This is a genomic window from Halotolerantifilum yawarlongkerapense (assembly GCF_054506745.1).
Genome location: NZ_CP199719.1, coordinates 961,614 through 975,254, shown reverse-complemented (window position 1 = coordinate 975,254; position 13,641 = coordinate 961,614). Strand labels below are relative to the sequence as shown.

The window sequence follows — 13,641 nt, the reverse complement described above, 5'->3', positions numbered from 1 at the left end:
GAGGTGGCGGTGTGTCGCAAGTACATGAAGAAAGCCCAAAAATGCTTGCTGAACGGCTCAGACTACTGATCGAGGAGAATCGAGAAAAGGATCTTGTGGCCACCTTGTTCAACGTGCACCCCGCTGACCTCGGTGATGTTTTCGGAGAGCTCGAGGAAGAAGAGCGCGCCCACCTCTTCCAACTGCTCGATGATGAGCAGGCCACGGACCTCTTGGCCGAACTGAGCGCGGACTTGTTCAGCGAGCTCATCCAGACCATGGCGCCACGCAAGAAGCGCGCGATCCTCGAGAACATGGGGCAGGATGATATCGTGGATATGCTCGGGGATCTCCCCGAGGAGAGGCGTCACGAGATCATCCGTTACCTCGATATCGACGATGCCCGGGATGTTCGTGAGCTTTTGATCTACGAAGAAGACTCTGCCGGCGGTATCATGACCAAGGACTTCGTGGTCCTCAAAGTTGATAATCAGATTGGTACGGCCATCGAGACACTTCGGAACACAGCACCCGACGCGGAGACCATCTACTATGTCTTCGTGGTCAACGACGAGGGAAAGCTGGAGGGCGTGATCTCACTCCGACAGCTCATCGTTTCCAAACCGGAGATCCTAGTGGGCGATGTGATGAACCACAATGTGATCACCGCCAAGGTGGATGACGACCAGGAAGAAGTTGCCCGTCTCGTATCGAAGTACGACCTCTTGGCGATCCCGGTTGTCGATGATCGCGACATCCTCTTGGGAATCATCACCGTCGATGACGTCATCGATGTCATCGAAGAAGAAGCCACAGAGGATATCTTCAAGTTCGCCGGTTCTTCGGACCTAGAGGATTTCGACGACGAACCGTTATCGCACAGGATCCGGATTGCCGTCCGTTCGCGCTTACCCTGGCTGATCGTCACCATTTTCGGGGGATTGATGTCTGCGAACGTGATCGCCAGGTACCAGGTCACCTTGGATGCCAACACGACCCTGGCCCTGTTCATGCCGATTTTGGCTGGGATGGGTGGGAATGTCGGGACGCAATCCTCCACGATCACCGTCAGGAGCATCGCGGTGAACAACTTGCAGGGAAAGGCCATGTACCAGACCCTGGTGCAGGAGATCGCCGTGGGCCTTTTGGTCGGAATGGTCTGTTCCCTGATTGTCGCGGGGGCTGCTATTCTGCTCGAGGGTCAGCTGATGCTCAGTGTGATCGTTGGACTGGCCATGTGGGCCAATATGCTCACGGCCTCCACCATCGGCACGGTGGTACCACTGGTCTTCAAGCGCGTGGGCGTGGACCCTGCTGTGGCCTCTGCCCCCTTTATCACCACGACTATCGACATCACGGGCCTGACGATCTACTTCACCCTGGCCACGGCCATGATGACGCAGCTGATGTAGGCGGCAGTGCTATGGCCTATAAAACACGTGGTGTGGTGATCAGAAGGGTGGTCTTCGACGAGAACGACCTGATCCTCACGGTCTTCACCGAGAGGGCGGGGAAACTGACGGTGTTCAGTAACGGGGCGCGAAATCCCAAGAATGCCAAGGCATCGGGCAGCCAGCTGTTCACGCATTCGGATATGGAAATTTTCATGGGAAAAAACAGCAACACGCTCTACAATGCCGACGTGATCGCCGGCTACTACCCCTTACGCGAGGACTTTGAGAAACTGGCCTACGGCTCGTACTTCTTGGAGCTGGTGGACTTCACACACAAGGAGGGCCAGATCAGCCGTCCGATTTACGCGCAGCTCGTGGAGGTGCTCGAGCTGTTGTCGAAAAAAGGGTCTTTCGATTACGAGGTCATCAAAGCGGCCTTTGAAATGAAGCTTTTGGATACCCTGGGGTTGACCCCCAATCTCACCCAGTGCTTGACTTGCGAAGGACCGGCTACCCACGAGGTGACCTTTGATATCGCGAGCGGCGGTTTTCACTGCGATCGTTGTGCCTCCGACGGAATCATCTTGCGTGATACGGTGCTCAAATTGCTCCAGTTTTTTTCGATGCGACCGATGATCACGGTATCAAAGACAGAGATCCATCCTTTCTACACCAAAAAAGTGAATTTTCTGCTGGATGGTTATCTGCGCTTTCACTTGGGTAATAAAGAGTTTAGAAGTCTGAAGATCTTGAACGCTTTCAGAAAGGTAGGCGAGAACGTATGATGATTACACTGGAAATGGTCGATGAAGTGATCGATCGCACCGGAGCCAGCTACAAAGAGGCGAAGGAGGCTTTAGAAGCGACAGGTGGCGATGTGCTTGAGGCCATCGTTCGTCTGGAGACGCGTCAGAAAAAGGGTGCTTTCAAAGCTGGCATGGAGGATACATCGCAAGATCTTTTCAAGAAGCTGCGCGAACTGGTGGACAAGGGTGTAGTGAACCGCATCGTGGTGAAGAAGGATGACAGTGTCGTGCTGAATGTTCCGATCATGGCGGGCGCAATCAGCGCGTTGGTCTTCACTCCGGCGACGATCTTCGCGATCTTGACGGCACTGGCCACAGGGTGTGAACTGTTCATCGTCAGGGACGATGGGCACATGGTCAACATCAAGGATGTGACCGATGATTCCATCGATGCCGTGCGGAAGAAAGCCCGCGAAGCCCACGACCGGATGAAGAAAAACGAGGAAAAGGCAGAAGAAGCCGCCGAGGTGGTCAAGGAGCAGGCGGAAGAAACTGTCGATGATATCAAAGAGGTATTTGAAGATGAGGAAGAAATCTAGTATAATCTAGCTAATGGATCAATCGTGCCGTGAAGAAGAGGAGTAGGCGCAGGTGCATCGATAGAGAGCCGGTGGGTGGTGGAAACCGGTGGTGCAGCGCGACCCAAGGGCGCTTCGGAGCACAAACTGACAAAGTGGGCCTGGTCGATCATAGACCGGTCAACTAGGGTGGAACCGCGGAAGGATAGCTTCCGTCCCTATGAGGGACGGGGGCTTTTTTTGTGGAACCGGGACAAGGAGGAGCTACGATGGCAGAGAAAAAGAGATTGACGATGGACCAAGTGGTATCACTAGCCAAGCAGAGAGGATTCATCTTTCCGGGATCCGAGATTTACGGTGGACTGGCGAACACGTGGGATTACGGCCCCCTGGGCGTAGAGCTCAAGAACAATGTGAAACAGGCCTGGTGGAAAAAGTTCGTTCAGGAGAGTCCGTATAACGTGGGGATGGACGCGGCGATTCTCATGAATCCCCAGGCCTGGGTGGCCTCGGGTCACGTGGGCGGCTTCAACGATCCGCTGATGGATTGCAAAAACTGTAAGACGCGTTACCGCGCCGATAAACTGATCGAAGACTATTTCGCGGCCAAGGAAGAAGATGTGGTCGTCGATGGTTGGTCTAATGAGAAAATGAAGGCATTCATCGTAGAGAAGAACATCGCTTGCGATAACTGCGGAAGCCACGATTTCACGGACATCCGCCAGTTCAACCTAATGTTCAAAACCCATCAGGGTGTGACGGAAGATTCGAGCACAGAGATCTTTTTGAGACCGGAGACGGCCCAGGGGATTTTCGTCAACTTCAAGTCCGTACAGCGTGCGAGCAGGAAACAAATTCCCTTTGGCATCGCGCAGATTGGTAAATCTTTTAGAAATGAGATTACACCCGGCAACTTTACTTTCCGCACGCGCGAGTTCGAACAGATGGAGCTCGAGTTCTTTTGCGAGCCGGGAGAAGATCTGAAATGGTACGAGTATTGGAAGGCCTACTGCATGAACTGGCTGGAGGAGCTGGGCATGACCGGGGAAACCGTGCGTTTTCGCGATCATTCCGAGGATGAGCTCAGCCATTACTCGAACGCGACGACGGATATCGAGTATCGCTTCCCCTTCGGCTGGGGTGAACTGTGGGGCATTGCGGACCGCACGGATTACGATTTGAAGCAGCACATGGAGTATTCGGGCGTGGATCTGCGCTACCAAGATCCAATTACGAACGACAAGTACCTCCCCTACTGTATCGAGCCCTCTCTAGGCGCCGACCGCGTGACCCTGGCCTTCTTGATCGAGGCCTATAATGAAGAAACGCTCGAGGATGGATCCGAGCGAACGGTCCTGCGTTTCCACCCGGCCCTGGCGCCTTTCAAGGCAGCGATCTTCCCCTTGAGCAAGAAGCTCAACGAAGAGGCGGGCGAACTCTACACAATGTTGGCCAAGCGCTTTCATGTGGATTACGATGATCGCGGGAGCATTGGTAAGCGCTACCGACGCCACGATGAGGTGGGGACTCCCTTCTGCATCACCTACGATTTCGAGTCCAAGGAAGACGGTGCCGTCACCGTTCGTGACCGTGATACAATGGAGCAGACGCGCGTGAAAATTGACGAGCTGGCTACCTATCTTGAGGACAAGCTCGCATACTAATGGAACAGGCGGGGTTTCCCGCCTGTTTTTTAAAAGGAGGCAGGGTCTATGACTTGGTCCATGGGCAAGGGGTGGTCGGCGGCTTTGGAGGAAGAGTTCTCCAAGCCCTACTTTCTCGAGCTACAGGAACGATTGGCTAAAGAGCGTGAAGAGCATGATGTATATCCGCCGGAGGGGGAGGTGTTTGCGGCACTCCAGGCAACGCCGCTCCACCGGGTGAAGGTGGTGATTTTGGGGCAGGATCCTTATTACGGAAGGGGACAGGCCCACGGCCTGAGCTTCTCCGTGGTAAGGGGGGCCAAGGTCCCCCCGTCACTGAAGAATATCTACCGCGAACTCGAGGCGGATCTAGGGTGTGACCCACCCGATCACGGTCATTTGATAGAATGGGCGGAACAGGGAGTGCTGCTTCTCAACACGGCGCTCACCGTGCGTGAGGGAAAAGCCAATGCCCACCGCAAGTGGGGCTGGGAACGGTTCACCGATTGCGTGATCGATGCCGTGGACGCACTGGATACGCCTGTGGTGTTTCTCCTCTGGGGAAACCCCGCCATCGCCAAGGCGAAATGCGTGAAGAATCCTAAGCATCTGGTCCTGAAAGCACCGCACCCGAGCCCGCTTTCTGCCTACCGAGGTTTTTTCGGTTGTCGCCATTTTTCCAAGGCCAATGCTTACTTGAGGGAAGTGGGAAGAGAACCGATCGCGTGGTGTCTCCTATGAAGATCATTCGGCCTTACGACGGCCTGAACGATGCAGCGGGTGTCCTTGAACTCTTGACTACTTCCCGAGTGCCCGAGAGGGCGGCCTACCGTAATTGGCCGGCGTCTCGTTGGCACTACATGCACTACCATCCGATCTTTATCGAGAGCAGTTTGATCGATGAACAGGACCGCTTTACGGTCGTCGAGGAAGCAGGGCGCATCGTAGCGATTGCACATGCCGAACTTTTTCTCGGGGAAACGTATCTCCAGCGTCTGTCGGGAACCGACGGGGCCCTACCAGCCCTTATCCAACGGTCGGAGGAGCAGTTGAGTACAAAGGGAAGACTGCGCTTCATCATCCCGAGCGCCGATGCGGTGCTTTCGGAACATCTGGAGAGCCTGGGCTACCAAGAGGTAGACCGCACATCGATCCTGATGATCGATCTCGAGGAACTCCCGGATCACGAACCACTCCCCGAAGGGTATCGTCTGACCGACCTCACCCGTGAGAACCGCGTCGGTGAGATCGCCCGCGTGGTGTACAGGGGATTTGGCAACGGGAAGGAACCGCCGGCTTCAAGCGGCACGGGCATTCGACTGATGCAGATGGCCCCGAACTTCGACAGGGAGCTGCAGAGTGTTATCGTGGCCCCCGATGGTCGCTACGCCTCCTACGCGGGCCTCTGGCACGAGACAGGACAGGGGTACGGCTATGTGGAGCCGGTGGTCACTGATCCCGATCATAGAAAGCTTGGCCTTGCCAGAGCGGCGCTCCTCCGTTCGCTCGATACGCTCCGCTCGCGAGGTGCCAAACGCGCTTTCGTGGATAGCGACCTATCCTTCTATCGCGACCTTGGCTTTACACCCGTGGGCTACTGGCTAGCCTATCAGCGGGCCTAGCCGATCGAGCAGGACCACCAAGATCCCGACCTCCTGTGGTCGGGATCTTTTTCATGGGTTAAAGGAGAAGTTCGACAAGGAGAAGGGTAGTTTTTGCGTGAACGCGTATTCTTGGCGGTAACTATACAGTAGAGGATTCACCGCTCTGTCGATCGTTCGATCGCCAGGGCTCCTATGAGAAAGGTTGTGATCGGATGACAGCGTCATTTATCGAGCTCCATAAGAAGGAAGGGGTGGGCATCATCACCCTGAACAGTCCTGATACGTACAATACCTTCCGGCCTGCGATGGTCCGTGCTTTTAACGAGGCACTCGAGACCTGTGGAAAGGACCCAGAGGTCCGGTGCATCGTGATCAAGGCCTCGGGAAAGGCCTTCAGTGCCGGTATCGATTTGAAGGATGCCGAGGGACTCGGTGCCCAAGCACTCAAGGAGTGGGTAGGGTTGATGGAAAGTCCCTTTCCCTTGATGCGCAAGATACCCAAACCCATCCTTTGCTCGGTGCAGGGGGCTGCGGTGGCCAACGGTGTTGGCCTCGTGGCAGCAGCAGATCTCGCCGTGGCTTCCGAAAGAGCGGTCTTTGGTGCGACGGCTGTGAAGGTCGGATTATTTTGCATGGGACCGGCGGTGCTGTTGAAGGAATCCATCGGCAGAAAGAAAGCACTGGAGCTTCTGATGACGGGGGATACCATCGATGCTGCGGAGGCTCTTAGACTGGGGCTCGTGAACGAGGTGGTGGCCCACGATGAGCTCGAGGAAGCAACCCTGCGGTTGGCCCGTCGTTTGACCGACAAGAACCCCGTGGCATTGGCCCTGGGCAAGGAGAGTTTCTACAGCATCGTGGATCTTCCCTTCGAACGGGCGCTCGAGGCCACGAACGACCATTTCGCCCTGCTCCTTGATACGCCCTCGGCGAAAGAGGGGATCGAGGCCTTCCTCGAGAAGAGACCCTCTCCATGGAAAGAACAATAAGCTGCTACTTTTTTAACAATGCTACAATATTTCGTTTAAATTCCCTTGATTAGTGGACGTTAAAAGCTGAATAGTGTAACATATATACTATATTCAGAAGAAAAGTAGGTGCTATATGGACTTGAACGATCGACAACAGACCATCTTGGAGATGGTAAAGGAATCAGAACCCATGACATCGCAAGAGATCGCCGATCGCTTGGGACTCTCGCGCAGCGCGATCCGTTCGGACCTTTCGGTGCTGACGATGACGGGCCTCCTCTCGGCGAAACCGAAGGTGGGGTACTTCTACGTTAAGCCCGAGAACATGGGTCCGCTGAAGGACTATTTGAAGACGCTTCAGGTAGACGATCTGAAGAGCATGCCCGTGATGGTGGATGTGAACACCTCCGTGTACGATGCGGTGGTCCAGCTATTCATGGAGGACACAGGTGCCCTGATCGTCACGGAGAGCGGACATCTGGCGGGTGTTGTGAGTCGTAAGGATCTCCTGAAGGCCACTGTCGCCGGCGGCGACATCAACAGCATCCCCGTGGGGATGATCATGACCCGCATGCCAAACATCGTGACGGTGACACCCAAATCACCGGCGATCGAGGCGATCGTTAAAATCATCGAACATGAAATAGACGGCATCCCCGTGGTGGAAACAGTCCTCGTGGGGGGAGAAGAGATGTACCGAGTGCTGGGGAAGGTGACAAAGACCAGCATCACGCGGGCCATCTACGAGCTAGTGCGCTAACGGAGGTTTACTATGGAAAAAGAATATTACCTATTCATCGCATCGGATTCACTTGGAGATACCGCTGAGCAGGTGGCCAAAGCCACGGCAGAACAGTTTCGTGATAACGACTATATCCTGAAGAAATTCCCATATATCCGCAACGAGGAACAGATCATGGATCTGGTGGCCGATGCCCGGGAGCACGAGCGGGCTATCGTGGTCTTCACCACGGTGGTGGAGGATCTGCGGGCATTTCTCATGAGCGAGTGCGAGAAGTACCAGATTCCGTGTATCGATCTCATGACACCGGCGCTTCGTACCTTCGAAACGTTCCTGAAGGAAAAACCGCTTCACCAGCCGGGGATCATCCACCGGCTTGATGATAAGTATTTCAGCAAAGTAGAAGCGGTGGAATTCGCCGTGAAGTACGATGATGGCAAGGACCCCCGCGGTTGCCTCAAGGCCGATGTGGTGCTCCTTGGGATCTCGCGTACGTCGAAAACTCCGCTGTCGATGTACCTGGCCCACAAGAACATCAAGGTGGCCAACATTCCGCTGGTGCCAGAGGTGCCGGTACCCGATGAAATCTTCAAGATGGACCCCAAGAAAATAGTGGGTCTGACGAACACCACGGAGAAGCTCAACGAGATCCGGATGGAACGTTTGAAAGCACTGGGACTGAAAAATACCGCTTCTTACGCCAGTGCGGACCGTATTGACGAGGAGATCGAGTACAGCAACAAAATCTATACTCGATTGGGGTGCCCGGTGATCAACGTGGCCAACAAAGCGATCGAGGAGACTGCGGGGCTGATCATCCAGTACATCAAGAAGGGTGTATACATCGAAGGGTAGAGAGCAGAAAGGGTGAGGGTTGTGAAAAAGTATGTTTATGCATTTGAAGAGGGGAATCGTTCGCTGAAGAAACTGCTGGGTGGTAAGGGAGCCAACCTGGCTGAGATGAGGGCCATCGGTCTACCGGTGCCCCCTGGTTTTACCATTACGACGGAGGCATGTATCCGTTACTACGACGAGGACGAGCAGATTTGGGATGAACTCCAGGAGGAGATCGATCGCTATCTCGAGGCACTTGAGGAGAAAAGAGGAAAGAAGCTGGGCGATCCCAGAGATCCGCTGCTCGTATCCGTGCGCAGTGGAGCGGCCATCAGTATGCCCGGTATGATGGACACTGTCTTGAACCTCGGTCTGACCGATGAGAGCGTAGGGGGTCTCAAGAATGTCACGGGAGACGGACGTTTCGCTAAGGATGCCTACCGGCGCTTTATCCAGATGTTCGGTGATGTCGTGCTCGGAATCAAGAAGGCCAAGTTTGATGCGATCTTTGAGGCGAAGAAGGAAGACGCCGGTCGTGAACTCGACACGGAACTGACGGAAGAAGACCTGGATGCGATCATCGAGGGCTACAAAGCGCTCGTGACGAGAGAAAAGGGGTTTGATTTTCCCCAGGAACCGAAAGAACAACTGCTCATGGCGATCCGAGCGGTCTTCAGCTCTTGGAACAACGAGCGGGCCAGGATTTACCGTGAGATCAACCATATTCCCCATGCCATGGGGACGGCCGTGACCATCCAATCGATGGTCTTTGGAAACCTAGGGGAGACCTCGGGCACAGGCGTGGCTTTCACCCGCAATCCCGCCACGGGCACATCGGAGCTCTATGGTGAGTTTCTGCTCAATGCACAGGGTGAGGATGTGGTGGCAGGAATCCGGACACCCAAGAAGATCGAAGAGCTCGGTGACGTGATGCCAGAGGTGTACGAAGATTTTGTCGCGGTGACGAGAACACTGGAGGATCACTTCAAGAACGTGCAGGATATTGAGTTTACCATCGAGAGCGGTGAGCTCTACCTACTGCAGACGCGTAATGCCAAGCGTACGGCCCAGGCGGCCGTCCGTGTCGCTGTTGATCTTTTCGAAGAGGGTAAGGTGACCAAGGAAGAGGCTCTGATGCTTGTCGATCCGGACCAGCTCGATCAACTGCTTCACCCGGGATTCGATACGGGTGTCCTGTCGAAATACAAGTCGATCGCCAAGGGTCTGCCCGCTTCACCTGGTGCTGCGGTGGGAAAGATTGCCTTTACCAACGAGGAGGTCCTCTTGTTTAAGGCAGCTGGCGAAAAATCGATCTTGGTGCGCACGGAGACATCACCCGAGGACATCGAGGGTATGGTAAATGCCGAAGGCATTCTGACCTCTAGGGGCGGGATGACCTCACATGCTGCCGTGGTCGCCCGGGGAATGGGTAAATGCTGCGTGGCCGGTTGCCACGAGATCAAGGTAAATGAGAGTCTGGGAGCCATGACGGTGGGCGATCGGGTTTTCCAGCATGGTGATACGATCAGTTTGGACGGATCCACCGGTGCTGTGTACGATCGTGCGATTGAAACGCACGAAGCCTCTGTGTCCGGTGAATTTGCCAAGGTCATGCGCTGGGCGGATGAGGTACGACGCCTGAACGTGCGTACCAATGCGGATACGCCGAAGGATGCGCAAGCGGCCATTGATTTCGGTGCCGAGGGGATCGGACTCTGCCGCACAGAGCACATGTTCTTTGACGCCGAGCGGATCCTACACGTGCGCCAGATGATTTTGGCCTCGACCAGGGAGGAGAGGGAAAGGGCACTGACCAAGATTCTGCCCTTCCAGCAATCGGATTTTCAAGCGCTCTTCGAGGTCATGGGTTCACGACCGGTGAACATCCGACTGCTCGATCCGCCCCTACACGAGTTCATTCCACAGGAAGACAAGGACATCAAAGAGCTGGCCAAGCTCAGTGGTAAAGAAGTGGAGGAGATCCGCCAGATTGCCGAAGGGCTCAGGGAGTTCAATCCCATGCTCGGGCACCGCGGGTGTCGCCTCGCGATCACCTACCCGGAAATAGCCGTGATGCAGACCACGGCTATTATCGAAGCCGCCTGTGCGGTGAAACAGCGTGGCATCCATCCCACGGTAGAGATCATGGTGCCGCTGGTGGGCGTTGTAGAAGAACTGATTAACCTGAAGAAACTGATTGTGAAAACGGCCGATGCGATCATCGAGAAGAACAAGTCCTCGGTGACCTACAGTGTCGGAACCATGATCGAGGTACCTCGGGCCGCTCTGACGGCGGATCAAATCGCCAAGGAGGCCGACTTCTTCTCCTTTGGGACAAACGATCTCACACAGATGACCTTTGGCTACTCACGAGATGATGCGGGGAAATTTATCGAGATCTACAAGGACAAGAACATCCTGGCCTACGACCCATTCCAGCGACTCGATACCGAGGGCGTGGGCGAGTTGATGCGCATTGCCGTGGACAAGGCGAGAAGTGTGAAGAAGCTCAAGATTGGTATCTGCGGAGAGCACGGCGGGAATCCACCCTCCATTGATTTCTGTGATAGTCTTGGTTTCGATTATGTGTCTTGTTCCCCCTACCGCGTGCCCATCGCGAGACTGGCAGCGGCCCAGGCGGCGATCCGTAACAAGGCTTAGCCGAAATCGTCACCTTCGGCATCGTTCATATCGAAAAGAGGTATCCTCTCCAGTCCGTCGGGGGAGGGGACCTCTTTTTATTGGCGTTTGTTGGTGTGTGGGCGTTGATGATTTAGCGCCCGCACACTCGTGACTTCAGTCGTGAGTTAGGGCGTTTTTTTCGCGCAATATGCTCAATATTCCCTGTCGAAAAAATAGAACATATATTTGAATAATGGAAAGGTGATTTCATTAACAGAAGAACTTTGAAGAGGTAACGATCTACATTCGAGTCGTAACTCTCTGGGTTTTTGTAAACCAAAAGGATACGATGAGTGATAATATTTAAGATTCGCCAAGAATGAAATGAATGCAGTCAGCTGCAACACACAGATTCGAAATTCTTGAAAGCGGAGTACGACTGGGATCATGCACATCTATTGATGAAAATCAAATCCGAAGATACGCCAGTCTCAAAAGGAGAAGGGAAATTTATGGGCGAACGAATGACAGTCAAAGTAAGAAACGAGGTATTGGCTAAACAGGGTCTTCAGTTGAAACACTATGGCCTTGTTCTTCGCGTTTATCCTACTGAGGAGCAGGCGATTCTCATCAACAAGACCATCGGATGTGCCAGGATGATCTACAATAAATATCTCGAATGGTGAAAATACCGAGTTCACCGAAAGAGCCAAATACATCGAGGAGTCGGAGAAGAAACTGGCCAGGCTCCAACGGAGGTTGGCAAAGAAACAGTTCGATTCACAGAATGACAAGAAGGTAGCACAAAAAATAGCAAATTTTCATGTTCATATAGCAAACCAGCGAAAAGACTTCGCCCACAAACTGAGTACCCGGTTGGCCAACGAAAACCAAGTGGTTGTACTGGAAACGCTGAGTATCAAGGGCATGGTCAAGAATAAGAAATTATCGAAAGCCATATCAGATGCGGGATGGTCTCAGTTCATCACCTTCCTGAAGTACAAACTTGAGTGGCAAGGAAAGCATCTTGTACAGATCGATCGTTGGTACGCTTCGTCTAAGATTTGCTCTTCCTGTGGGGAGAAACACATCGCCCTTACGCTGAACGACAGAAAGTGGTGTTGTAGTCACTGTGGCGCTGAGCACGAACGAGATGAGAATGCAGCCATCAACATCAGAAAACAGGGTTTAGATACACTAGGCATCTCAGCTTAAGGATAAGTGGTATCAAGTGTACCTGCACCGTTGGGACAACGGGAAGTGCCTGTCACATTTGTGAGCAGAGCCAAGCTCTGTAGGAGGCTTTGTAAGACTTGGGTTGCTCCTGCAATCTAAGCGGTAGCCGGTGAAACAGGAAAAAGTGGTCGTCGCGAAAAGGTGATAACCGAATCCCGTGACTTCACTCATGGGTAGTTCAAGCTGTGGTGGACCCGACGGGATGACCCGCGAAGCGGAGAGAGTGAAGGGTGGATGGAAAAAAAGGTGCCTCATCCGGTTGGAGAGGCACCTTTTTGAGGGGTTAGATCCACGTGTAGTTGAGCACGATGTAAACGGCATAGATCCCGAAGAGGAAGAGGCCCTCTTTCGTGGTGATGGTATCATTCTTTTTCTTGGTGAAGTGCCTAAAGGCAAAGAGGATGATGAGCATCGCGGGGATCTGGAGTTTGTAGAAGGCAGAGGGAACGGGGAGGCCACCGGGTGTGACGGCGGCTGCCGCACCGATGACGAAAAGAACGTTCAGGATATCCGCACCCACGATGTTCCCGACAGCCAGCTCGCCATGTCCTTTTCGCACGGCGGTGATGGCGGTGACCAGTTCCGGCAGGCTCGTGCCAAAGGCCACCAGGGTGGCGGCGATGACGCTCTGCGGGATGCCAACGCGTAGGGCCGTGATCTCGACGGCCGGAATCAGGACCTTCGAGGACAGGATCACCAGCGTGATGCCGACGAGGAGTTTAAAGAGTTGCAGGAAGATCGGGCTCTTTTCTTCCTCGATCAGCACTTCAACGGTATTGTCTTCCTTGGCCCAAACGAGGCTCTTGTGAATGTAGAGGGCCAGCAGGATCAGGAAGACAAAGCCCATGGGTTGAACGATACGCCCGCCGGGTCCGGCGGACAAGAAGGGGAGGCTGACTACGGCAAGGAGAATACCGGTGAGGTACTGGATTTTCCCCTGCTTGTCGACCACCAGTTGGTCCACCGGTAGCTGTCCGATCATGGCGGCCAGTCCGATGATCAGTCCCGTGTCAGCGATGATCGATCCTATGGCATTACCCAGGGCGAGGTCAGGATTGCCGGCTACGGCGGCCATCACGCTGACCGAGGCCTCCGGCAGGGTGGTGCCCAGGGAGACGATAGTGGCCCCGATGATCATCTTGGGGACACCCCAGTGGATGGATAGGCTCACGGCCTCTTCCACTAGAATATCAGCCCCCTTAGAGAGGGTGAAGAGCGAGAAGGCGATGATGCCGAATAGAAAGGTGATGTGCAGTTCGGATAAAGATGAGTGCAGGAAAGCTTCCAAGTGA

13 protein-coding genes are annotated in these 13,641 nt (G+C 54.3%); 12 read left to right on the top strand and 1 reads right to left on the bottom strand.

The features are described from left to right. The first annotated feature begins 11 nt into the window (after nt 1–11). The 12 genes from mgtE to ACULM0_RS04640 all read left to right on the top strand — a co-directional run bounded on the left by mgtE (nt 12) and on the right by ACULM0_RS04640 (nt 12,328). Nucleotides 12–1,391: a magnesium transporter gene (mgtE, locus tag ACULM0_RS04695; RefSeq protein ID WP_463679308.1), complete on the top strand. Its 1,380-nt coding sequence runs from the start codon at nt 12–14 to the stop codon at nt 1,389–1,391. A gap of 11 nt (nt 1,392–1,402) precedes the next feature. Next, nucleotides 1,403–2,158, top strand: a complete 756-nt coding sequence (gene recO, locus ACULM0_RS04690; protein ID WP_463679307.1) for a DNA repair protein RecO — start codon at nt 1,403–1,405, stop codon at nt 2,156–2,158. Continuing rightward, complete coding sequence (locus ACULM0_RS04685; protein ID WP_463679306.1) at nt 2,155–2,718, top strand: DUF4342 domain-containing protein; 564 nt, start codon at nt 2,155–2,157, stop codon at nt 2,716–2,718. Before recO ends, ACULM0_RS04685 begins: the two co-directional genes overlap by 4 nt. A 248-nt stretch (nt 2,719–2,966) precedes the next feature. Continuing rightward, on the top strand, nt 2,967–4,361 hold the full coding sequence (locus ACULM0_RS04680; protein WP_463679305.1) for a glycine--tRNA ligase: 1,395 nt from the start codon (nt 2,967–2,969) through the stop codon (nt 4,359–4,361). 48 nt (nt 4,362–4,409) lie between these two features. Continuing rightward, nucleotides 4,410–5,081 carry a uracil-DNA glycosylase gene (gene ung, locus ACULM0_RS04675; protein WP_463679304.1) on the top strand — a complete coding sequence of 224 codons (672 nt, stop codon included), beginning with the start codon at nt 4,410–4,412 and terminating at the stop codon, nt 5,079–5,081. Continuing rightward, entirely contained in the window at nt 5,078–5,962 is an 885-nt protein-coding gene (locus ACULM0_RS04670) for a GNAT family N-acetyltransferase (protein WP_463679303.1), read from the top strand. The genes ung and ACULM0_RS04670 overlap by 4 nt, the downstream gene beginning before the upstream one ends. Nucleotides 5,963–6,156: 194 nt before the next feature. Continuing rightward, on the top strand, nt 6,157–6,933 hold the full coding sequence (locus tag ACULM0_RS04665) for an enoyl-CoA hydratase/isomerase family protein (RefSeq protein ID WP_463679302.1): 777 nt from the start codon (nt 6,157–6,159) through the stop codon (nt 6,931–6,933). 115 nt (nt 6,934–7,048) lie between these two features. After that, nucleotides 7,049–7,675, top strand: a complete 627-nt coding sequence (locus tag ACULM0_RS04660) for a helix-turn-helix transcriptional regulator (protein WP_463679301.1) — start codon at nt 7,049–7,051, stop codon at nt 7,673–7,675. A gap of 12 nt (nt 7,676–7,687) precedes the next feature. After that, the gene (locus ACULM0_RS04655; protein WP_463679300.1) at nt 7,688–8,512 is read left to right on the top strand and encodes a pyruvate, water dikinase regulatory protein; all 825 of its coding nucleotides are present in this window, start codon (nt 7,688–7,690) and stop codon (nt 8,510–8,512) included. 21 nt (nt 8,513–8,533) lie between these two features. Further along, nucleotides 8,534–11,152 (top strand): pyruvate, phosphate dikinase, encoded by a 2,619-nt coding sequence (gene ppdK / locus ACULM0_RS04650; protein WP_463679299.1) that lies wholly within the window; start codon nt 8,534–8,536, stop codon nt 11,150–11,152. A gap of 473 nt (nt 11,153–11,625) precedes the next feature. Beyond that, nucleotides 11,626–11,799: a helix-turn-helix domain-containing protein gene (locus tag ACULM0_RS04645; RefSeq protein ID WP_463679298.1), complete on the top strand. Its 174-nt coding sequence runs from the start codon at nt 11,626–11,628 to the stop codon at nt 11,797–11,799. Beyond that, complete coding sequence (locus tag ACULM0_RS04640; RefSeq protein WP_463679852.1) at nt 11,780–12,328, top strand: RNA-guided endonuclease InsQ/TnpB family protein; 549 nt, start codon at nt 11,780–11,782, stop codon at nt 12,326–12,328. Before ACULM0_RS04645 ends, ACULM0_RS04640 begins: the two co-directional genes overlap by 20 nt. 304 nt (nt 12,329–12,632) lie before the next feature. On the opposite strand, the gene ACULM0_RS04635 is transcribed toward ACULM0_RS04640, so the two are convergent. Continuing rightward, nucleotides 12,633–13,637, bottom strand: coding sequence for a sodium:calcium antiporter (locus ACULM0_RS04635; protein WP_463679297.1), 1,005 nt, complete (start codon nt 13,635–13,637; stop codon nt 12,633–12,635). Between the last annotated feature and the right edge of the window lie 4 nt (nt 13,638–13,641).